The 22,039-nt window shown below is 63.8% G+C and carries 21 protein-coding genes; 15 read left to right on the top strand and 6 right to left on the bottom strand.

What is annotated here, in order from left to right; all coding sequences use genetic code 11:
* The first annotated feature begins 70 nt into the window (after positions 1-70).
* Both EPO50_RS08470 and EPO50_RS08465 read left to right on the top strand, forming a co-directional pair.
* Positions 71-2,371: a xanthine dehydrogenase family protein molybdopterin-binding subunit gene (locus tag EPO50_RS08470; RefSeq protein ID WP_296342904.1), complete on the top strand. Its 2,301-nt coding sequence runs from the start codon at positions 71-73 to the stop codon at positions 2,369-2,371.
* A complete protein-coding gene (locus EPO50_RS08465) occupies positions 2,350-3,777 on the top strand; it encodes a bifunctional 3-(3-hydroxy-phenyl)propionate/3-hydroxycinnamic acid hydroxylase (protein WP_296342902.1) in 1,428 nt (475 codons plus the stop codon). Before EPO50_RS08470 ends, EPO50_RS08465 begins: the two co-directional genes overlap by 22 nt.
* Here EPO50_RS08465 and EPO50_RS08460 read toward each other — a convergent pair.
* Positions 3,764-4,159 carry a Zn-ribbon domain-containing OB-fold protein gene (locus EPO50_RS08460; protein ID WP_296342899.1) on the bottom strand — a complete coding sequence of 132 codons (396 nt, stop codon included), beginning with the start codon at positions 4,157-4,159 and terminating at the stop codon, positions 3,764-3,766. The genes EPO50_RS08465 and EPO50_RS08460 overlap by 14 nt on opposite strands.
* A gap of 3 nt (positions 4,160-4,162) precedes the next feature.
* On the bottom strand, positions 4,163-5,335 hold the full coding sequence (locus EPO50_RS08455; RefSeq protein ID WP_296342898.1) for a thiolase domain-containing protein: 1,173 nt from the start codon (positions 5,333-5,335) through the stop codon (positions 4,163-4,165).
* 125 nt (positions 5,336-5,460) lie between these two features.
* On the opposite strand from EPO50_RS08455, the gene EPO50_RS08450 reads away from it, so the two are divergent.
* Positions 5,461-6,267 carry a metal-dependent hydrolase gene (locus EPO50_RS08450; RefSeq protein WP_296342896.1) on the top strand — a complete coding sequence of 269 codons (807 nt, stop codon included), beginning with the start codon at positions 5,461-5,463 and terminating at the stop codon, positions 6,265-6,267.
* A 19-nt stretch (positions 6,268-6,286) separates the two neighbouring features.
* Here the strand turns inward: EPO50_RS08450 and EPO50_RS08445 are convergent, their stop codons facing one another.
* Positions 6,287-7,501 (bottom strand): LLM class flavin-dependent oxidoreductase, encoded by a 1,215-nt coding sequence (locus EPO50_RS08445; protein WP_296342894.1) that lies wholly within the window; start codon positions 7,499-7,501, stop codon positions 6,287-6,289.
* A gap of 148 nt (positions 7,502-7,649) precedes the next feature.
* On the opposite strand from EPO50_RS08445, the gene EPO50_RS08440 reads away from it, so the two are divergent.
* From EPO50_RS08440 to EPO50_RS08410, 7 genes are read left to right on the top strand one after another with little or no spacing between them, the layout of a single operon-like run.
* Positions 7,650-8,594, top strand: a complete 945-nt coding sequence (locus tag EPO50_RS08440; RefSeq protein WP_296342892.1) for a nitronate monooxygenase family protein — start codon at positions 7,650-7,652, stop codon at positions 8,592-8,594.
* A 53-nt stretch (positions 8,595-8,647) separates the two neighbouring features.
* Positions 8,648-9,760, top strand: a complete 1,113-nt coding sequence (locus EPO50_RS08435) for an S-(hydroxymethyl)glutathione dehydrogenase/class III alcohol dehydrogenase (protein WP_296342890.1) — start codon at positions 8,648-8,650, stop codon at positions 9,758-9,760.
* A 16-nt stretch (positions 9,761-9,776) separates the two neighbouring features.
* Positions 9,777-10,661 (top strand): MBL fold metallo-hydrolase, encoded by an 885-nt coding sequence (locus EPO50_RS08430; protein WP_296342887.1) that lies wholly within the window; start codon positions 9,777-9,779, stop codon positions 10,659-10,661.
* Positions 10,658-11,497, top strand: a complete 840-nt coding sequence (locus EPO50_RS08425) for an SMP-30/gluconolactonase/LRE family protein (RefSeq protein WP_296342885.1) — start codon at positions 10,658-10,660, stop codon at positions 11,495-11,497. The genes EPO50_RS08430 and EPO50_RS08425 overlap by 4 nt, the downstream gene beginning before the upstream one ends.
* A 10-nt stretch (positions 11,498-11,507) precedes the next feature.
* The gene (locus EPO50_RS08420) at positions 11,508-12,320 is read left to right on the top strand and encodes an SDR family NAD(P)-dependent oxidoreductase (RefSeq protein ID WP_296342883.1); all 813 of its coding nucleotides are present in this window, start codon (positions 11,508-11,510) and stop codon (positions 12,318-12,320) included.
* A gap of 18 nt (positions 12,321-12,338) precedes the next feature.
* Entirely contained in the window at positions 12,339-12,893 is a 555-nt protein-coding gene (locus EPO50_RS08415) for a carboxymuconolactone decarboxylase family protein (protein ID WP_296342882.1), read from the top strand.
* Between the two features lies 1 nt (position 12,894).
* Positions 12,895-13,695 (top strand): SDR family NAD(P)-dependent oxidoreductase, encoded by an 801-nt coding sequence (locus EPO50_RS08410; protein WP_296342879.1) that lies wholly within the window; start codon positions 12,895-12,897, stop codon positions 13,693-13,695.
* Here EPO50_RS08410 and EPO50_RS08405 read toward each other — a convergent pair.
* Entirely contained in the window at positions 13,643-14,560 is a 918-nt protein-coding gene (locus EPO50_RS08405; protein WP_296342877.1) for a LysR substrate-binding domain-containing protein, read from the bottom strand. The two genes, EPO50_RS08410 and EPO50_RS08405, sit on opposite strands and share 53 nt — an antisense overlap.
* Before the next feature lie 104 nt (positions 14,561-14,664).
* On the opposite strand from EPO50_RS08405, the gene psrA reads away from it, so the two are divergent.
* The 5 genes from psrA (at position 14,665) to EPO50_RS08380 (ending at position 20,011) form a co-directional block, all read left to right on the top strand.
* Positions 14,665-15,777, top strand: coding sequence for an iron-containing alcohol dehydrogenase PsrA (gene psrA / locus EPO50_RS08400; protein ID WP_296342874.1), 1,113 nt, complete (start codon positions 14,665-14,667; stop codon positions 15,775-15,777).
* Between the two features lie 36 nt (positions 15,778-15,813).
* On the top strand, positions 15,814-16,695 hold the full coding sequence (gene phnD, locus EPO50_RS08395) for a phosphonate ABC transporter substrate-binding protein (RefSeq protein ID WP_296342872.1): 882 nt from the start codon (positions 15,814-15,816) through the stop codon (positions 16,693-16,695).
* A gap of 17 nt (positions 16,696-16,712) precedes the next feature.
* Entirely contained in the window at positions 16,713-17,543 is an 831-nt protein-coding gene (gene phnC / locus EPO50_RS08390) for a phosphonate ABC transporter ATP-binding protein (RefSeq protein ID WP_296342870.1), read from the top strand.
* Positions 17,544-17,545: 2 nt separating this feature from the next.
* The gene (gene phnE / locus EPO50_RS08385; protein ID WP_296342868.1) at positions 17,546-18,349 is read left to right on the top strand and encodes a phosphonate ABC transporter, permease protein PhnE; all 804 of its coding nucleotides are present in this window, start codon (positions 17,546-17,548) and stop codon (positions 18,347-18,349) included.
* Positions 18,350-18,421: 72 nt separating this feature from the next.
* Positions 18,422-20,011, top strand: coding sequence for an ABC transporter substrate-binding protein (locus tag EPO50_RS08380; RefSeq protein WP_296342866.1), 1,590 nt, complete (start codon positions 18,422-18,424; stop codon positions 20,009-20,011).
* A 5-nt stretch (positions 20,012-20,016) separates the two neighbouring features.
* On the opposite strand, the gene EPO50_RS08375 is transcribed toward EPO50_RS08380, so the two are convergent.
* Positions 20,017-20,280, bottom strand: coding sequence for a hypothetical protein (locus tag EPO50_RS08375; RefSeq protein WP_296342864.1), 264 nt, complete (start codon positions 20,278-20,280; stop codon positions 20,017-20,019).
* 17 nt (positions 20,281-20,297) lie between these two features.
* Positions 20,298-22,013: an adenine deaminase gene (gene ade, locus EPO50_RS08370; RefSeq protein WP_296342862.1), complete on the bottom strand. Its 1,716-nt coding sequence runs from the start codon at positions 22,011-22,013 to the stop codon at positions 20,298-20,300.
* Positions 22,014-22,039 lie beyond the last annotated feature (26 nt).

Genomic DNA, 22,039 nt, shown 5'->3' with positions numbered 1-22,039 from the left:
GGCGGGAAATTTCCCTCCTTTCCAGCGGATACCCATGAACGCGCCTCTTGCCGCCGACTCTCTCAATTTGATGAAATTCGGCGTCGGCCAGCCCGTGCCGCGCCAGGAAGACCCGATCCTGCTGCAGGGCCAGGGTCGTTACAGCGACGATATCAAGCTCGAAGGTCTGGCCTATTGCGCGATGGTGCGCAGCCAGGTGGCACACGGGCTGATCAAGGGTATCGATATCTCCGAGGCCAAGACGATGCCGGGTGTACTCGGTGTCTGGACGGGCGCGGATCTCGAGGCTGCAGGCTACGGCACGCTGAAGACGGTGCTGCCCGTGCCCAATCGCGACGGCTCCCCCATGAAGACTCCGGTGCGCCCGTCGCTCGCCACCGACAAGGTGCGCTTCGTCGGTGATCCAGTGGCCTTTGTTGTCGCCGAAACACCGGCGCAAGCGCGCGATGCTGCTGAGGCGGTGGTGGTCGACATCGAATCGCTGCCGGCTGTCACCGACGCGCGCACCGCCGCACAACCTGGCGCGCCATTGGTGTTCGACGACGTGCCGGGCAACATCGGCGTCGACTTCCACTATGGCGACACAGGCAAAGTCGACGAGGCCTTTGCCAGGGCCGCCCACATCACGCGCCTGCGCTTGATCAGCAACCGCATCGTCGTCTGCGCCATGGAGCCACGTTCGGCGACTGGCCACTACGATGCCAAGACCGATCGCTACACGCTCTACGCCGGCAATCAGGGCGCGTTCGGCCTCAAGAACCAGATGGCTGCGCTGCTGAACATCAAGCCGGCGCAGATGCGCATCCTCACCGGCAATGTCGGCGGCTCGTTCGGCATGAAGGGCTCGCCCTATCCGGAGTATGCCGGCTTGTTCCACGCCTCCAAGCTGCTCGGCCGGCCGGTCAAGTGGACCGACGATCGCAGCGGCGCCTTCCTCAGTGACCAGCATGGCCGCGATCATGACTTCGATGCCGAGCTGGCGCTCGACAAGGATGGCCACTTCCTCGCGGTCCGGCTCTCGGGCTACGCCAATCTCGGCGCCTATCTCGCCAATGTCGGTGCCGCGATGGGGTCGATGGGCGTCACCCGCAATCTCGCCGCGATCTACCGCACGCCGTTGATCGAGGTCTCCACCAAGGTCGTCTTTACACATACCTCGTCAGTCGGCGCCTATCGTGGCGCCGGGCGACCGGAGGCCAACTATTTCATGGAACGGCTGATCGACACGGCCGCCCGCGAGATGGGTATTGACCAGGTCGAGATGCGCCGCCGCAACCATATCCGCCCGGAGGAGATGCCCTACAAGACAGCATCGGGCACGACCTACGACAGCGGCGAATTCACCATCCTGCTCGACAAGGCGCTGGAGCTGGCTGACGTCGCAGGTTTCTCGGCCCGCAAGGCCGAGAGCACGGCGCGCGGCAAGCTGCGTGGACTGGGCATCGGCGACTATCTCGAAGTGACGGCGCCACCCACCAACGAAATGGGCGGCATCCGCTTCGAGCCGAACGGCGATGTCTCGATCATCACCGGCACGCTCGACTACGGCCAGGGCCATTGGTCGGCCTTCGCCCAGGTGTTGACCGAGAAGCTCGGCGTGCCGTTCCATCGGATCAAGCTGATCCAGGGTGACAGCGACCTGCTGATCGCAGGCGGTGGCACCGGCGGCTCCAAGTCGATCATGGCGTCGGGCGCGGCGATCGTCGAAGCGTCGGACAAGGTGATCGACAAGGGCAAGCAGATCGCGGGCGTCGCGCTCGAAGCCTCGGCGGTCGACATCGAGTTCAAGACGGGCCGCTTCACCATCGTCGGCACCGACCGCGGCATCGGCATCATGGAGCTGGCCGAAAAGCTGCGCGGCGGCATGGTGCTGCCCGAGGGTGTGCCCGACACGCTCAACGTCAGCCATGTTCACGAGTCAGCGCCCTCGGCTTTTCCCAACGGCACACATGTCGCGGAAGTCGAGATCGACCCCGATACCGGCGTCATCGAGGTCGTGAAGTACACGATGGTCGGCGACTTCGGCACCGTCATCAATCCGCTGCTGGTCGAAGGCCAGAGCCATGGTGGCGTGGTGCAAGGCATCGGTCAGGCCATGTTCGAGCACGTGGTCTACAGCGAAGAAGGCCAGCCACTTACCGGCAGCTTCACCGACTACGCCCTGCCGCGTGCCTCCGATACGCCCTTCTTCCAGGTCGACTATCACTCGGTGCCGGCCAAGACCAACGTGCTCGGCGCCAAGGGATGCGGCGAAGCGGGCTGCGCGGGCTCCCTGCCTTCGGTGATGAACGCCATCGTCGATGCGCTGGGTGGTCGTCACATCAACATGCCGGCCACGCCCGAGCGGGTGTGGGAAGTGCTCAACTCCTGACCGACGTCGCCATCGTCGGCTGCGGGCCGGTCGGCGCCCTGCTGGCCAACCTGCTGGGCCAAGAAGGACTCGCGGTCGATATCTTCGACCGCGAGCGCGAGATCTATCCCTTGCCGCGCGCCGTGCATTTCGACGGCGAGATCATGCGCACCTTTCAGGCGGCAGGACTTGCCGATCGGATCGCCGCCGCGGCTCGCCCCTCGTCGAAAGGCATGCATTTCGTCAACGCCGAAGGTCGGACGCTCATGGTCCGGCGCGGCATCGACGGACCCGGTCCGCATGGCTGGGCCGGCAACTGGTACTTCCATCAACCCGAACTCGAACGAATTCTGCGCGACGGGCTGACCCGTTTTTCCAATGTGCGGGTTCACCTGGGGCACGACGTCGGATCTGTCGATGAACTAGAGGCGCGCTATATCGTCGGCTGCGACGGCGCGCGCTCGCTGGTGCGTCGCGCCATCGGCAGCCGCCGGGTCGATCTCGGCCTGCATCAGCCCTGGCTGGTCGTCGATCTCATCTGCGATCCAAATTCACCCCGCGTGCGCAGCCTGCCCGACTATTCAGTACAACTCTGCGATCCGGCGCGGCCGATGACGATCGTCAATGTCGGCGCCGCGCCCGGTGGTCTTCGCCGGCGCTGGGAGATCATGCTGATGCCGGGCGACGATCCTGCCCGTGTGATCGAGCCCGACCTCTTCTGGCCGATGATCACGCGCTGGCTGGGGCCAGCGGACGCCCGACCGGAACGCGCCGCCGTCTACACGTTCCATTCGGTCGTTCAGGAAGGCTGGCGCAGAGGCCGTCTGCTGCTGGCGGGCGATGCGTGCCATCAAACGCCGCCCTTCCTTGGCCAGGGTATGTGCGCCGGTCTGCGCGATGCCGCCAACCTTGCCTGGAAGCTTACGGCCGTGGTGAAAGACGGCGTCTCCGATGCGCTGCTCGATTCTTACGAAAGCGAGCGGCTGCCGCATGTCCGCACTTTCATCGAACTCGCCGTGCGCCTGGGCGCGGTACTACAGGAGACCGATCACGAGGCAGCCCGCGCGCGCGATCGTCGCTTCGAGGCAGGCGTGGAAATGTTCGACTATCCGCAGCCGCAACTGGGGCCTGGCTGTCGCCTCGATGCACCGCCGCCCGTCGGCACCATCTTCCCGCAACCTCGTCTCAGTGACGGCCAATTGATGGACGAAGCGATCGGCCAATGCTTCGCCGTCGTCGGCGAAGCGACGTTGCTCGACGGCCTGCAGACCGATGCCGTGCTGCTGCCGGACGTCGGCCTGGACTGGTTGTCTCTCCACAGCAAAAGGGCCGCAATACTGCGGCCCGATCGCTACGTCTTTGCGGTTGCCTCGGACCGCGCCGAACTCGTCGACGCGGTCGCGGCTCTGCCGGTCAGGCCGGCGTGAACATCGGCAGCGGCGGGCCGCCATCGGTCGGCTTGAAGACCAGCTTCACCGGCTGATCGCACTTCAGCTTGTCGAAGTCGCAATCGACGATGTTCGTCACCATGCGGGGGCCCTCGGCCAGGGTCACATAGGCCATGGCGTAAGGCACCGGCGCGCGGCGCATGACGCTGAAGGAGTAGATCGTGCCCTTGCCCGAAGCTTCGGTCCATTCGGTCTTGTCGCTGAAGCAGAATGGGCAGATAGGCCGCGGATAGTGATGCGCCTCGCCGCAGGCCGTGCACTTCTTCACCAGCAGCTTGCCCTTACCTGCCGCATCCCAATAGGCCTGCGTCTCGGGGCTAATCGCCGGGGCCGGCAACTTGCGCTCTTTGGTGTCGGCCATGACTTACTCCCTTTCCAGAATGACGGTGGCGCTGCCGTGGCGCAGGCCGAGCGAACCGCCGGTGCCGTGCGCGATGGCGAGGTCGCAGTTCTTCACCTGCACCTTGGGGTGCGCTTCGCCGCGGAGCTGGCGCACTGCCTCCAGGACCTTGGTGAGACCGCCGCGGTTGGCGGGATGGTTGGAGCAGAGCCCGCCGCCGTCGGTGTTGAACGGCAGCTTGCCGGTGCCCGAGATCAGGTTGCCGTCGGCCACGAAACGGCCGCCCTGGCCCTTCTCGCAGAAGCCGAGATCCTCGAGCTGCATCAGCACCGTGATGGTGAAGCTGTCGTAGATCGAGGCGTACTTGATGTCGGCGGGCTTCACGCCTGCCTCGGCGAAGGCCGCCGCGCCGGTGAAGCGCGCACCCGAATAGGTGAGATCGACCTTGCCGCCCATCTGGGTTTTGATGAACTCAGACGCGCCCAGCAGCTTGATCTTCGGCTGCTTGAGCTTGGCCGCGATCTCCGGCGCCACGACCACGATCGCGCCACCACCGTCGGTGATGACGCAGCAGTCGAGCCGGTGCAGCGGGTCGGAGATCATCGGCGAGTTCACGACGTCTTCGACCGTGACCACGTCCTTCAGGAGGGCATGCGGGTTGTACTGCGCATGGTGCGAAGCGGCGACTTTGATCCAGGCAAGCTGCTCGGAGGTCGTACCGAATTCGTGCATGTGGCGCATGGCGCACATCGCGTACATGTTCACGACGGTCGGCCCGTAGGGGAACTCGAAGGGCTCATCGGGCGTCGGCGTGCCGCCGCGGCTGCGCGGCACGGTGCCAGTTGCCATGCCTTCGGCGCGCGGCCGGCCGGCGAGCGTGATCAGCGCCACCTTGCATTTGCCCGCGGCGATCGCCTCGGCGGCGTGGCCGACATGGAGCACATAGGACGACCCGCCAGTGTCGGTCGAATCGACGTGGCGGACCTTGAGGCCCATGTACTCGACCATCGACATCGGGCCGAGACCCGGCGCGTCACCGGCACAGAAATAACCGTCGACATCGTCCTTGGTGAGACCTGCATCCTCCAGCGCGCCCTTGGCCACTTCCGCGTGGATCTGGGCCAGCGAGAGATCCTTCGCAAGGCGCGTCGGATGTTCGTAGATGCCGGCAATATACGCTTTGCCCTTGATGCTCATCGGCGGGCTTTCTCCTCTTTTATGCTGCGCTGCATCGTGGCCGAGGAGCGGCTCACGGAAAAGCGACAACTTCCGCCCTGAAGAACCATGTTAGGCTTTGCAAAATAAAGTCAGGGAGAACCACGATGGTCCGTCTCATCGCCTTCATCCTCGGTGCAAGCCTGTGGTTCAGCGCCGCACACGCCCAAGGCAAGCCCGAGCTGCAATGGTTCGGCCAGTCCGCCTTCAAGCTCACCACGGCGGGCGGCAAGGTGATCATGATCGATCCCTGGATCATGGCGAATCCGAAGACGCCGCAAGAGCTCAAGAACCTCGATGCGTTGGGTAAGGTCGACCTGATCCTGGTGACGCACGGCCACGGCGATCATCTCGGCGACGCAGTGGAACTCGCCAAGAAGCACAATGTGCCGATGTGGGCACCTGCGGGCCTCAACCAGACCCTCACGACCCTGGGCGTCCTGCCGGCCAACCTGGGGCCGCGCATGAACAAGTCGGGCACGATCGAGCCCTTCCCCGGCGTGAAGATCACCCAGGTCCATGCCGAGCATTCATCGGAGATGGTGCTGAAAGATCCGGCCACTGGCAAAGACACGGTCTATGCGGCCGGCGAACCCGTGGGCTTCATCATCGAACTCGAGAATGGCTTCAAGATCTACCAAATGGGCGACACCGGCCTGTTCGGCGACATGAAGCTGATCGGCGACTACTACAAGCCGGACCTGATCCTGATCCCGATCGGCGGCCATTTCGTCATGAGCCCCAAGGATGCCGCCTACGCCACCAAGGAAATGCTGAAGCCCAAGATGGCGCTGCCGGTCCACTACGGAACCAACCCGTTCCTCCGCGGAACGCCAGCCGAATACAAGGCGGCCTTGGGCCAGACTTCCACCGAGGTTCTGGAGATGAACCCCGGCGACAAGAAGACGTTCTAGCCTTCGTTAGGAACAACGATCAGTCGTTGGCCACGTCGCGCGCGCCGGGTGTGCGGGCGCGGAACTCTTCCGGTGCCTCGCGGCCGGCATCGGTGAAGGCTTTCTTCACGGCGGCCACGTTGGGACCAAAGATACCCTTGCGGTTGTCCTTGGCCCACTGGTTCGAATTGACGATCGTGTCGAGCGAACCCTGGAAGCGCGGCATCACATAGCGCGCGAAGAGTTCATAGGAGCGCATCGTCTGCTCGCGCGTCGCCCATTCGTGGGCACGGAACAGCACGCCACCGAACCCGCCATTGGAGAAGCCGAGCAGTCGCTCGATGCCCTTGGCGACCGTGTCGGGGCTACCGACCAGGGTCGTGCCCATCTTCACGCCGTCACGTAACGGATCGTCGGCGCGGCCCGGCGGGCGGCCAAGCGTGTCCTCGAAGTAGGTCACGGTCTCGCGACGCTCACCGGTGTGGACTTCGCGCAGCGCCTGCTCGTCGTCCTCGGCAATATGGGCATTCACCACGACGCGCCACTTGCCGCGATCGGCCGTCTGGCCGTGCTTGGCCGCCGTCTCCTCGTAGATGCCCCACTGCTTGCCGAGCATCTCAGGTCCGCCGGGAATACCAGCGCCGATCGACAGCACGCCGAGCCCGTGCTTGCCGGCAGCGATCATGCCCGAGGGCGTGATGGTGCTGGCACAGGCGATCGGGAAATGCGGATAACTGTAGGGCGCGAGATGCAGTCGCGCTTCCTTCAGCTCGAACCAGTCGGTCTTCATGGTGACCGGCTCCTCGCACTTCAGCAGCGCCATGATGGCTGCCAGCGCCTCTTCCATGCGCGGCCGCTGCGTCGAGGGTTCGATGCCCATCATGTAGGCATCGGATGGCAGCGCGCCTGGGCCGCAGCCCAGCATGGTGCGGCCGCGCGACATGTGATCGAGCTGCACGAAGCGGTTCGCCACCATCAGCGGGTGGTGATACGGCAGGCTGGTCACGCCCGAGCCCAGCCGGATGTACCGCGTGCGCTCGATGGCGGCGCCGATGAACACTTCTGGCGACGCGATGGTTTCCCAACCGGCGGAGTGGTGCTCACCGATCCAGGCTTCGTCGAAGCCCAGCTCGTCGATCCACTCGATCAACTCCATGTCGCGCGCCATCGCGAGCGTCGGATTCTCGCCCACGCGATGGAACGGCGCCAGGAAGATGCCGAATGTGAGCCCCTTATGATTGCCGGTCTGTACCATGAAGTCCTCCGTGGACCGCGACCCTAGCACAGGCCACCATGTGCCGAGACGAGTGAAATGACTGCCACCACAACTGCCGCAAGGCGGAAGCACAAACCGCACCAGATCGACCATGCCACGCGCTGACGTACAGAGATTGATGGAGCGCATGGCGATCCCCGCCATTGCCGCCCCGATGTTCCTCGTATCCAACCCTGCCCTGGCGCTCGCCTGTTGCGGCGAAGGCATCATGGGAAGCTTTCCCGCGCACGGCACCCGCAGCCGCGAGGAATTCCAGCATTGGCTCGACGAGATGGTCGAGGGCATGAAACGTCTCGAGGATGCCGGCCGACAGCCCGCGCCCTGGGCGGTGAACCTCGTCGTGCACGCCTCCAACCCGCGCTATCCGGGCGATCTCGAATTGGTCGAGAAATACAAAGTGCCCGTCGTGCTGACGTCCAAGGGCGCTCCGGGCGACGCGATCAAACGCATTCATGGTTGGGGCGCCGTTGCGCTGCACGATATCGCCAACCGGCGTCATGCCGAGAAGGCGTTGGAGGCAGGAGTCGATGGCGTCATCGCTGTCGCTGGCGGCGCCGGCGGCCATACCGGCACGATCAATCCCTTCGCACTGATGAACGAAGTGCGGCAGCTGGGTGACAGCTTTGCCGTGGTGCTGGCAGGTGGCCAGACCACGGGCCGCGACGTGCTGGCCGCCGAAGCGATGGGCGCCGACCTCGCCTATATCGGAACGCGCTTCATCGCGACCAGCGAAGCGATGGCGGCACAGGCGCACAAGGACATGATCCTGAACACGTGCGCCACCGATGTTTTTCTCACCGCGTCGATCGACGGCGCGCCGGCCAATTGGCTGACGCCGAGCCTACTCGCCGCCGGCATCGACCTCGACGTGCTGCGCACGACGCTTCCCGGCAAGATCGTCGACTCGCGGGAGAACAAGAAGCGCTGGAAAGATATCTACACGGCCGGCCACGGCGTCGGGAATATCGAGGACGTGCCGACGACTGCGGAGCTCTGCCGGCGCCTAATCACGCAGTATCGCGAGGCGAAGTCTGAAATGGCGCGCGTGCTCGCCGATCGTGCCACGGCATAGACTAGGACCGCCCCCCTGCTCTAGGCTTCGCGCCACAGCACGGGGAGTTCAGCGTGAAGACAAAAGCAGCGGTCTGTTACGAGGCCGGCAAGACTCTTGAGATCGAAACCGTCGACCTCGAAGGCCCGAAGTTCGGCGAGGTACTGGTCGAGATCAAGGCGTCCGGCGTCTGCCACACCGACGAGTTCACGAGATCCGGCGGCGATCCCGAAGGCCTGTTCCCGGTGATCTTCGGCCACGAGGGCGCAGGCGTCGTCGTCGATGTCGGTCCTGGCATCGTGTCGCTCAAGAAGGGCGACCACGTGATCCCGCTCTACACGCCGGAATGCCGCGCCTGTAAATCCTGCCTCTCCGGCAAGACCAACCTCTGCACCGCGATCCGGTCGACACAGGGCCAGGGTGTGATGCCCGACGGCTCGAGCCGCTTTTCGATCAAGGGCAAGAAGATCCACCACTATATGGGCTGCTCGACCTTCTCGAACTACACGGTGCTGCCCGAGATCGCGCTCGCCAAGATCCGGCCCGACGCGCCGTTCGACAAGGTTTGCTACATCGGCTGCGGTGTCACGACCGGCATCGGCGCTGTGATCAACACGGCCAAGGTCGAACCCGGCGCGAATGTCGTGGTGTTCGGCCTGGGTGGCATCGGCCTCAACGTGCTGCAGGGCGCGCGCATGGTCGGCGCCAACATGATCGTGGGCGTCGATCTCAACCCGGCACGCGAAGCGCTCGGCCGCAAGTTCGGCATGACGCACTTCGTCAATCCCAACGACCTCGGTGGCAAGGATCTGGTGGCGCATCTCGTCGAGCTGACCGACGGCGGTGCCGACTACAGCTTCGAATGCGTCGGCAGCACTAAACTGATGCGCCAGGCACTGGAGTGCTGCCATCGTGGCTGGGGCAAATCGGTGATCATCGGCGTCGCGGGCGCCGGCCAGGAGATTTCGACGCGGCCGTTCCAGCTCGTGACAGGCCGTCACTGGATGGGCACGGCATTCGGCGGCGCCAAAGGCCGCCGCGACGTTCCGAAGATCGTCGACTGGTACATGGACGGAAAAATAGACATCGATTCGCTCATCACCCACACCATGCCGGTCGAGAAGATCAACGACGCTTTCGACCTGATGCACAAGGGAGAGTCGATCCGCAGCGTCGTCACGTTCTAGGGGAGGAAGCCACGCAATGACCGTTCGCAGGATCGGCGGAGCCACCATCGAGAAAGTCGAGGAGTTGTGTGCGGCGGGCTTTCGTCCCAACCGCATGTTTCCCAAGTTCGACCAGCAGGCCTTCGACGTGCAGAAGCACTGGATGGTGCCAACGCATGTCGAGGCAGGCTCCGATCGCCTTGTCGGATCGGTCCACACCTGGATCGTGAAGACCGGCCGCCACACTATCCTGATCGATACCTGCCTCGGCAACGACAAGCAGCGGCACAATCCCGGCTGGAACAAGCTCGATACGCCGTTCCTCAACCGCTTACGCGCCTGTGGTTGCGCACCGGAGTCGGTCGACTTCGTGATGTGTACGCACCTGCATGTCGACCATGTCGGCTGGAACACCAAGCTCGAGAACGGCCGCTGGGTGCCCACCTTTCCCAATGCAAAGTATCTGTTTGCCAAGCGCGAGTACGCGCACTGGGAAACCGAGCGTGGCACGCAGGGCGAAGGCAAGGTGAACGATGGCTCGTTCGACGATTCGGTGCTGCCGATCGTCGAGGCCGGCAAGGCGGTGATGATCGAGAGCGATCACCAGCCCGACCCGCTGCTCACCATCAAGGACTATCCCGGCCACACACCGGGCTCGATCGCGATCAACCTGAAGGACGATGGACGTACGGCGACCTTCTCGGGCGATATCATGCATCATCCGATCCAAGTTTATCACCCAGACTGGTCGAGCCAGTTCTGCTGGGACCAGGACATGTCCGCACGCTCGCGCCGCACGCTCCTGGAGGATTGCGTCGAGAGCAACGCCCTCCTCTGCCCCGCCCATTTCCCGGGCGCCAATGCGGGTTACGTCAAACCCGAGGGCAATGCCTTCCGGCTCGAATGGGATGAACAACGATGAAGCTCGAGCCTCTTCTCGTCGGGCTCAGCTTCGGCGAAGGACCGCGCTGGCGTGACGGCAAGCTGTGGTTCTCCGATTTCTATGTCCATCAGGTCCGGACCGTCGACGAAGCCGGCAATGCCGAAACCATCGTCGAAGTGCCGGGCCGGCCATCCGGCCTCGGCTGGCGGCCGGACGGCACGATGCTGATCGTCAGCATGACCGATCGTCGGCTGATGCGCTTCGCCGATGGCAATCTCTCGGTCGAAGCCGAGCTCAAGCCGCTCGCCACGGGTCATTGCAACGACATGATCGTCGATGCCAAGGGCCGTGCCTATGTCGGCAATTTCGGCTTCGACCGCCATGCCGGCGAGGAGCCGCGCGCCGCCGTGCTCGTGCGCGTCGATCCCGATCGCTCGGTGCACCAGGCGGCCGACGGTCTGATGTTCCCCAACGGCACCGTCATCACGCCCGACGGCAAGACGATGATCATCGGCGAAACCTTCGCCAAGCGCCTGACGGCCTTCGACATCGCCCCCGACGGCTCGCTCTCGAACCGCCGCGTCTGGGCGGAAACACCCAACTGCAATCCCGATGGCATCTGCCTCGATGCCGAGGGCGGTATCTGGGTCACCGGTGCCTTCACTCATCACATGATCCGCGTCCTGGAAGGCGGCAAGGTCACCCACGACCTCGATCTCGGGGCGCGCGCGGCCTATGCTTGCATGCTGGGCGGCCAGGATCGGCGCACCCTGTTCGTCGTCACCAACAGCGGCAGCGGACCCGCCATCGCCGACAAGCGCGACGGCCGGATCGAAACCATGCGGGTCGATGTGCCCGGCGCCGGATTGCCGTGAGGAGAATGCGATGAAGGGTCCCGAGGACGATGCCGGCCTGTCCGGCAAGGTCGCAATCATCTCCGGCGGTGGTGCCGCAGGCGACGGCATCGGCAATGGCCGTGCCGCCGCCATTCTGCTGGCACGCTCAGGCGCGCATGTGCTGGTGGCCGACCGGGAGCTGAAGCTCGCGGAACGCACGGTCGAGATGATCAAGGCCGAGGGCGGCCACGCTGCCGCGTTCGCTGGCGACATGACCCAGGAGGTGGAGTGCAAGCGGCTGGTCGACGCCGCGGTCGATCACTGGGGCCGCCTCGACTTTCTCGACAACAATATCGGCATCGGCAGCCGTGGTTCGGTCGTGGACGAGAAGCCCGAAGAGTATCGCCGCGTCATGCAGATCAACGTCGAAACGATGTTCCTGGTCTCCAAGCACGCGATTCCCGCGATGATCAAGACCGCCAAGGGTGGCTCGATCGTCAATATCTCCTCGATCTCCGCGCTGCGGCCGCGCGGTCTCACGACCTACACCACGTCGAAGGCCGCCGTGATCGGGTTGACCAAGGCGATGGCGGTCGATCACGGCAAGGACAATATCCGCGTCAACTGCATCTGCCCCGGCCCGATGTATACGCCCATGGTCTATGCCCGCGGCATGAGCGATGCAGCGCGGAGCCAGCGTGCCAGGGCGTCAGTGCTGAAGACCGAGGGCACGGGCTGGGACGTCGGCCATGCCGTGCGCTTCCTGCTGTCGGCGCATGCCCGCTACATCACCGGCCAGGTGCTGACCGTCGACGGCGGCGTGACCCTGCAGGGTCCGGAGCGCGATTCACAAGACCACTGACAACCGAGGGAAACATCGATGGCCCGCCTGCCCTATCTGGAGGCCGATCAAGTCGCGCCCGAATATCGCGACATGCTGAAGCGCAACACCAACCTGCATAAGTTGCTGGTGAACTCACCCGACATGGCGCGCGCCTTCAATGGCATGGGCGGTTTCATCCGCTTCAAGAGCAAGCTCGACCCGCGGCTGCGTGAGCTCGCCATCCTGCAGGTCGGCTGGATGGAGAAGTCGGAGTACGAATTCACCCATCACGTGAAGATCGGCAAGGAATTCGGCGTCACCGACGAGGACATTCAGGGCCTGATGTCCGAGACCGAAGGCAAGCCCAGCAAGCTCGAGCCGCTGGCAAAGGCGATCCTGAAGGGCGCCCGCGAGATGGTGAAGGACCTCGCCATGTCCGACGCCACCTTTGCCGAGATCAAGAAGGATCTCTCCAACGAGCATATGACCGACCTCGTGCTCACCATCGCCTTCTACTGCGCGGTCGTGCGGGTGCTCGCCACCTTGCAGATCGACAACGAGCCTCAGTACAAGGAAGTGCTGAAGCAGTACCCAATTCCCGGAGTGAAGTGACATGCGCCTCAAGGATCGCGTCGCCATCGTCGTCGGCGCCGGACAGAGCCCGGGCGAAGGCATGGGCAATGGCCGCGCCACTGCCCTCACCTTCGCGCGTGAAGGCGCCAAGGTGCTGTGCGTCGATCACAATCTCGCGTCGGCGCAGGAAACCGTCGACCTGATTCGCCAGGGCCAGGGTATTGCGGAAGCGTTCAGGGCCGATGTCACCAAGGAAGGCGACATCAAGAACATGATCGCCGATGCCCATCAGCGCTGGGGCCGCATCGACATCCTGCACAACAATGTCGGTGTCTCGCTGTCGGGCGGCGATGCCGAGCTGGGCGACATCTCCGAAGAGGCGTTCGACCGCTGCACGGCGATCAATCTCAAGAGCTGCATCTTTGCCGCCAAGCATGTGTTGCCGATCATGCGCAAGCAGGAGAGCGGCGCCATCATCAACATCTCTTCGATGGCCGTGATCACGACCTATCCCTATGTCGCCTACAAGGCGACCAAGGCCGCGATGGTCGCTTTCACCGAGCAGCTTGCCTATCAGAACGCCCAGTACGGCATCCGGGCCAACGTCATCCTGCCCGGCCTGATGAACACGCCGATGGCCGTCGACACGCGGGCCCGCGAATTCAAGAAGCCCCGCGCCGAGGTCGAGGCAGAGCGCGATTCCAAGGTGCCGCTGCGCAAGAAAATGGGCACCGGTTGGGATGTCGCCAACGCTGCGCTGTTCCTGGCCTCCGACGAGGCCAACTTCATCACCGGCGTGACGTTGCCGGTGGACGGCGGCGCGAGCGTGCGCCGGGGCTGACCGCCAGAAGGCCACTCAGCTCCGCGAGGAAGGCCCGAACCAGACGTGCATTCTGCCGTTCGCGCAGATGCACGACATGGGCATAGGTGTAGATCTCCGCATCTGATACCTGCAGCGCCCGGATGCGCGGATCGGGGATGAATTCCATCTCGGAAACGACACCGAGGCCGATGCCCTTGGCCACCGCTTCACGGATTGATTCGCGGCTGCCGATCTCCATCACCACCTTTGGCCGCACATCCTTTTCGCGCATTGCCTGGTCGAAGGCCCGGCGCGTGGTCGAGCCGGCCTCACGGACGATCAATTTCTGCCCCTCCATGTCACGCGCGCGGATCGAGCGTCGGCTGGCAAACTCGTGGTCGATTGGGCACATCACCACGACGCGATGCTGACGGTACGGAATCGCGACGAGGCGGGCGTCGGGATCGACATGTGCCAGCACCGCGACATCGGTGCGATAGTCCAGCAGGTCGCGCAACGTGTCGCGTGAGTTGCCGACGGTCACGGAGACGTAGATCCCCGGATAGCGGGCATTGAAGGCGGCCAGCATATCGGTGACGTGATAGGGCCCCACCGCGCCGACACGCAGATGCCCCGTCTTGAGGCCGCGTGTCTCATTGAGATAGTCGGCCGCCTCCTTCTCGTCGGCGAACAGCCGCCGCGTGATATCGAGCAAACCGTCGCCTGTTTCCGTGAGTTCGATGCGGCGACCGCGGCGGACGAACAACTCGACGCCGAACTCCTGCTCCAGCGACTTCACCTGCGTGGTGATGGTGGGCTGGCTGACACCGAGTTCGCGGGCCGCGACGGTGAAGCTCATACGCTGGGCCACGGCGTGGAAGGATCGGAGTTGAGTGTGCCTCATATTGATTTTCTCAATGCCGGATCGAATTCGTTTGAATTGGATAAATGTGAGGTCGAGCCCGAGGATTGTCCACCAAGGAACAAGAAATCTCGGGAGAGGCGCGGATGTGGCGCTACCGTAATCCGGTCGACGTGAAGTTCGGCGCAGGTGCGTTCGACAGCATCGGTCAGGTCCTGGCCGGACGGTCCTATTGCCTCGTCACCTATGACGACGCCAATGGCGGCAGCACCTTCGCCGACCTGACCCGCCGCCTCACCGCACTTGCCGGCGAGCCGGTGGCGCTGGTCCGCAACATCGGCCCCAACCCCGACTTCATCGGCCTCACCGAGTCCTGCCGGCTTTATGCGGCCGCGAAGAAGCCCATCGAGACGATCGTCGCTCTGGGTGGAGGCTCGGTCATCGACGCCGCCAAGGTACTCGCCGCTGCGTTGGGAGACTTCTCCCGCGTCCGTACCTTCCTCGAAACGGGCAAGGGCGGCGAAGCGCTCGGCACCACGCCGATCATTGCCATTCCGACGACATCGGGAACCGGCAGCGAGGTCACGAGCTGGGCAACGGTCTGGGATACCGAGGCAAAAAAGAAGTATTCGCTCGCGCGCCCCAGCCTCTACCCTGAGGTCGCATTGGTCGATCCCTTGCTGACGGTCGGCCTGCCCCGCGGCATCACCATCAGCACCGGACTCGATGCACTCAGCCATGCGCTGGAAAGCATCTGGAACGTCAACGCCAACCCGGTCTCGACCGCACTCGCCGAGCGGGCCGCCCGCGAGGTGCTGGAGGCCCTGCCCGCCCTGGCCGACAATCTGCGCGACACCGAACTGCGATCGAGGCTGTCACGCGCCAGCCTGTTCGCCGGGCTCGCTTTCTCCAACACCAAGACCTCGCTCGCCCATTCGCTCTCCTATCATCTGACGCTGCATCACGGCGTGCCGCACGGCATCGCCTGCTCCTTCAGCCTGCCCATGGTGATGCGCGCCGTTGCCGGCTGCGATCCGGCCTGCGACGCGGCGCTGAAGAACATCTTTGGTCCCAACCTGCAGGCCGGCGCCGCGCGCCTCGAAGCAACATTGGAAAAGCTCGGCGTGTCGACACACGCCACCGATCACGGCATCGCCGCCAGGGACTGGACAGCCCTCGTCGATCACGCGCTCGCCGGCGAGCGTGGACGCAACTTCATCGGACGCCGGGAGGCGCTGTTGGCCGCAATGGCCGCGTAAACAAAGCAAAGAAAAGACTTAAGGAGGAAACAAGCAATGATCAGGATCACGCGTCGCAAGTTCGGGTTCCTTTCCGCCAGTTCACTCCTCGCCGGCTCCTTGGCCGGCAGTGGTGGCGCCCACGCCCAGCAAGTCCTCAAGGTAGGACTGATCCCTTCCGAGGATTCGCGCGCCATGCTGGCGCAGAGCAAGGACATCCTCGACGCGGTCGAGAAGAATTCCGGCCTCAAGGTACAGGGCTTCGTCGCCACGGATTACAACGGCGTCATCGAAGCATTGCGCGCCAAGCACCTCGACATTGCCTATCTCGGCCCGTTCTCCTATGTGCTCGCCACCACAGTGACGCCGGTCGAGGCCTTCGCCATCGCCGAGACGGCCAAGGCGGGCCGCACCTACTATCACAGCCAGATCATCGCGCTGAAATCGAGCGGCATCAAAAAGCTCGATGACCTCAAGGGCAAGAACTTCGCCTTCGTCGATCCCGCTTCGACGTCGGGCTACGCCTTTCCACTGGCCGGCCTGATTAAGGCAGGCATCGACCCAAAGCGCGACTTCAAGACAGTGATCTTCACCGGCGCCCATGACGCCAATGCCCTGGCCGTCGCCAACGGAAAGGTCGATGCCGCGACGATCGCCGATCGCATCCTCGATGCCGCCATCGCCAAAGGCCATATCAAGGCCGACCAGATCGAAGTTGTGTGGCGTTCCCCGCCGATCCCCGAGTCGCCCATGGTGTGGCGCAAGGACCTCTCTCCCGAGATGAAGGCCAAGGTGAAAGCCGCCTTCCTTGGCATCAAGGACCTCAACTGGTCCGACCAGGGCAAGCTGAACGGCTTCAAGGAAACCAACGATCAAGCCTACGACGTCGTGCGCGAGACCGCCAAGCTCGCCAACATCGATCTCAAGAAGCAGAAATAAGCGCGGGAGATCGGCACATGATCGAAATCCGCGGACTGGCCAAGTCCTACGGCGAACATCAGGCGCTGCGCGATGTCAGCCTGTCGATCCGGCCCGGCGAGTTCGTCGTCGTGCTGGGTCCGTCGGGAGCGGGCAAGTCGACCTTGCTCCGCTGCATCAACCGCCTGATCGAACCGACCGCCGGCGACATCCTGGTCGACGGCACCTCGCTTTCCTCCAACCGCCGCGACCTGCGCCTGCTCCGGCGCAACGTTGCCATGATCTTCCAGCAGCACAACCTCGTGAAGCGGCTCTCCGTGCTGAAGAATGTGCTGGTGGGCCGCATGGCCGATCTCTCACCTGTACTGAGCAGTCTGCAGCTCTTCCCTGAAGCCGACGTGAAGATCGCCCTGCACTGCCTCGAGCAGGTGGCGATGTCGCACAAAGCGCGAAGCCGGGCGGATGCCCTGTCGGGCGGCGAACAGCAGCGAGTCGGCATCGCCCGCGCCCTGGCCCAGCAGCCCAAGTTCATGCTGGCCGACGAGCCGGTCGCGAGTCTCGATCCCAAGACCTCGCGCACGGTGCTCACCTATCTCAAGAAGAGCTGCAAGGATTCCAACATCGCCGTGCTCTGCAACCTGCACCAGATCGACTATGCGCTGGAGTTCGCCGAGCGTGTCGTCGGGCTTTCTGGTGGCGAGGTCGTGTACGACGGCGCGCCGGCCGGCGTGAGCGGCGAGGTGATCCGCAGCATCTATCCCGGCCTCGACGACCCCAACGTCCTCGATGCCGCACAGCGTCTCACCGAGCGCCGGCGCGCCGCCGCCGAAGCCGTCATCACCCAGGCCGCCAGTGAAGGGAGGGCCTGACCATGTCGATCGGCACTCTGCAGTTCGTCGTCAACAAGCCGCGTGGACCGCTCGGCTGGTGGATCCTTGTTCCTATCCTCGGTCTTTCGCTCGCCGTGTTGTGGTGGGCAGCCGTCGGCACACACCTCAGCGTGTCCGGCCTGATCGGTGGCCTGCCATGGATTGGTGATTTCATCAGCCGCATGCTGCCGCCCAACTTCGCTTTCATGCAGAAGCTGGTGCGACCGGCCGTCGAAACCGTTCAGATCGCCCTGTGGGGCACCCTGCTCGGCATCGTGCTCGCCCTGCCGGTCTGCTTCTTCGCCGCGCGAAACCTATCGCCCTATGCCTGGGTGTTCCATGGGTTACGTCAGGTGCTGAACGTGATGCGTGGCATCAACGAGATCATCCTCGCGTTGATCTTCGTGGCTGCAGTCGGTCTCGGCCCCTTCGCCGGCGTGCTGGCCATCGCCATTCACGGCGCAGGCATGCTGGGCAAGTTCTTCGCCGAAGCGATCGAGGAGATCGACGAAGGCCCGCTCGACGCGTTGCGCGCCGCTGGTGCCGGCACCTTGCAGCGCATCGTGTTCGGCGTGCTGCCGCAGGTGCTGCCCGCCTGGATCGGTGTCGTGCTCTATCGTTTCGAAACCAACATCCGCGTCTCCACGGTGCTGGGCATGGTGGGTGCGGGGGGCATCGGCTTCGAGTTGATCAGTTCGATGAAGCTCTTTGCCTACGAAGACACCGCCGCGTGTGTGATCGTGATCCTGATCCTTGTTCTCGCTGCGGACCTGCTATCCTCAAAACTGCGCGCAATGATCCGCTAGCCGGAAGCTGCCTCTCGACGCCTCCTCCCTGCCGCGTCACCTTCGCCGCCGACGCAAGCAGGGAGGAACAACATGCGTATTTGTGGTGTGCTCGGTGCTGTCGCAGCACTCGGCTTGATGGCGACGCCGGCGCTCGCGCAGAAGAGCGGCGGCGTGATGAAGATGTACTTCCAGGACAATCCGCCCAGCGCGTCGATCCACGAAGAGGCGACGACCTCGACCGTCGTGCCGTTCATGGGTCTCTACAACAACCTGGTGCTGTTCGATCAGCAAGTTCCGCAGAACAGTCTGGAGTCCATTCGCCCCGATCTTGCCGAAAGCTGGAGCTGGAGTGCCGACGGCAAGGACCTCACCTTCAAACTGGTCGGCAACGCCAAGTGGCACGACGGTAAGCCCTTCACCGCCGCCGACGTCAAGTGCACCTGGGACATGCTGACCGGCAAGAGCGAGACCCAGAAGCTGCGCAAGAACCCGCGCGCCTCATGGTACTGGAATCTCGACAAGGTCACGACCAACGGTGACCGTGAAGTCACCTTTCATCTCGGCCAACCGCAACCCTCATTCCTGGTGCTGCTCGCCTCGGGTTACAGCCCGGTCTATTCCTGCCATGTGCCGACGGCGCAGATGCGCACCAAGCCCGTGGGCACGGGCCCCTTCAAGCTCGTCGAATTCAAGCAGAAGGAGGGCATCAAGCTCACCCGCAACACGGACTATTTCAAGAAGGGTAAACCCTATCTCGACGGCATCGAGATCTCGATCGTGCCGGCCCGCGGCACGGCAATCCTGGGATTCGTGTCGGGCCGATATGACATGTCCTCGCCTTACGGCGTCACCATTCCTCTGATCAAGGACGTGAAGGCGCAGTCGGCAAACGCAGTCTGCAAGGTCGCGGCGATGAACAACAACACCAACCTGATCCTGAACCGCGACGCGCCGCCGTTCGACAATCCCGATGTTCGCCGCGCCATGTTGCTCAGCCTCGACCGCAAGGCCTTCATCGACATCATCACCCAAGGTCAATCCGACGTCGGCGGCGTCATGGAGCCCGCGCCTAACGGCGTCTGGGGCCTGCCCAAGGAGATGTACGACCAGATCGCGGGCTACGGGCCGGATGTTGAAAAGAACCGTGCCGAAGGCCGCGAGATCATGAAGAAGCTGGGCTATGGGCCCGACAACAAGCTGAAGCTCAAGGTCTCGACCCGCAATCACCTGCTCTATCGTGATCCGGCAGTCATCCTGATCGACCAGCTCAAGGAAGTGTATTTCGAGGGTGAACTCGACCTCGTCGATACTGCCATCTGGTACGCCAAGGTCGCCCGCAAGGATTATGCGATCGGCCTCAACACCACCGGCAACGGCGTGGACGATCCCGACCAGAACTACTTCGAGAACTATGCCTGCAAGTCAGAGCGCAACTACACCGGCTACTGCAGCCCCGAGATCGAGAAGCTGTTCACCGCGCAATCGGCCGAGCGCGATGTCGAGAAGCGCAAGAAGATCGTCTGGGACATCGACCGCAAACTGCTCGAAGACGGCGCACGACCGGTCATCATGTGGAACGCGGCAGGCACCTGCTGGCACCCCTATGTGAAGGGCTACGCGCCGATGGTGAACAGCCTCTACAACGGTTCGCGCTTCGAAGAGATCTGGCTCGACAAGTAAGTTGGCTAACGCGTCGTCATGGTGCCGCTCGGCACCATGACCTGCCGGTAGCCGCGCGCTTCCATGCACGGCTTCTCGAATTCGTCGCGATCCATGTTCTCGACATAGTCGCCGCCCATCGAGATCAGGCGGCGTTGCTGGTACTCCCGGCACACCTTGGTGTCCGCCTCGATCTGTTCGGGCGTCGCCCCGGCTTTCTGATAGGTGATGCTCTGGCAACCAGGCAGTATCGCCACCAGGCCGATGAGAAGGATCAATCGAGGCTTCATCACTGCCTCCCGAACAATCAGCCGACCAGTTCGAAGCGGTCTACGTCGACCAGGCCTTTGTCGGTGATCCTGAGATGCGGGATCACCGGCAGCGGCAGGAAGGCCATTTGCAGGAACGGTTCATGCAGTTCGGTACCCAGCGCGCGGACCGCGGCACGCAGCCGGCGCAGCCCCTGCTCGACCTCTTCGAACGGCAGTTCGCTCATCAGGCCGGCAATGGGCAATGCCAGCTCGGCCACGACCTTGCCGTTGGCCGCAGCCGCGAAGCCACCGCGCAGTTCGATCAGCCGATTCACCGCCGTTTCCATGTCGCGGTCGTCGCAGCCGATGACGCAGATATTGTGACTGTCATGTCCGACCGATGAAGCGATGGCGCCACGCTTCAACCCGAAGCCTTTGACGAAGCCGCGGCCGACATTGCCATGATCGTTGTGGCGGCCGAGCACGGCGACCTTGAGCACATCGCGGTCAACGTCCGCCACGAAGGCGTCGCCGCGTCGAACCACCTCGACATCTAGCCGGTCCGTCAGGATCTGGCCTGGCCTGATGCCGATCACTGGGGGCGAGGCGCCCGCGCCAGCCAGAACGTGGAAGGTCGCCGCCGTCACAGGTCTGAGCTTTACCGAATCGAGCCCGACCGGCGTCACATCCGGTCGTGTCCTGAAGCGATCCGGCGTCACCGGCGCCCCACGGCAGATCACCGAATGGACCTTGCAGGTCGCGAGGTCCTCCAGCAGCACGATATCGGCGCGCTGTCCCGGCGCGACCAACCCGCGATCGAACAGGCCGAAGTGCCGTGCCGCCGACCAGGTCGCGGCGCGATAGGCATCGAGCGGCCGTACACCGCGGCCGATGGCGGCGCGGATCAAGTAGTCGATATGGCCTTCCTCGGCGATATCGAGCGGGTTGCGATCGTCGGTGCAGAGGGCGAGGAACGGCGCACGCTCCGTCGTGATCAGCTCGGAAAGGGCCGCGAGATCCTTGGAGACCGTGCCCTCGCGCACCAGCACCTGCATGCCCTTGGCAAGCTTCTCGCGCGCCTCCGCGGCCGAGGTCGTCTCGTGACAGTTGCGCACGCCTGCTGCGATGTAAGCGTTGAGATCGTAGGAGGAGAGCAATGGCGAATGGCCGTCTATCTGCACATCGGAGAAAGCCGCGAGCTTCGCCAGAACAGCCGGATCCTTGTTCAGCACGCCCGGCACGTTCATGAACTCGGCCAGCCCCAGCACCTTGGGATGATGTTTGAAGGGCAGCAGGTCTTCCGCCTCCAGCCGTGCACCCGATGTCTCCAGGTGGGTCGCTGGCACGCACGACGAAAGTTGGACTCGCAAGTCCATCACCGTGACGGCGGCACATTCCAGAAAGTATTTCAGACCGGTAAGGCCCAGCACGTTACAGATTTCATGGGGATCGCAGATCGCCGTCGTCGTACCGCGCGGCGTTACGCAGCGGTCGAACTCCAGCGGCGGCACCAGCGTCGACTCGCAATGAACATGGCTGTCGATGAAGCCCGGCACGGCGACCAACCCACGCCCGTCGATCTCTGTGGCGCCCTGGTAGGTCTCGTGGATGCCCACGATGCGATCGCCTGCGATCGCTATGTCGCCCACGGCGACCTCGCCCGAGGTCAGGTCGAGAATGCCGACCGATTTGACGACCAGATCTGCCGGCACGCGTCCCCGCGCCTGATCGATGATGTCAGCGAGCTGCGAAGAGGAGACAGGATCCCTCATGGAGAGGAGATAGGGCGGTCATGGGC

This window comes from Reyranella sp., from assembly GCF_004297405.1.
Classification (GTDB): Bacteria; Pseudomonadota; Alphaproteobacteria; order Reyranellales; family Reyranellaceae; genus Reyranella.
The sequence above is the reverse complement of the archived record's forward strand: the minus strand, read 5'-3'. Positions and strand labels throughout refer to the sequence as shown.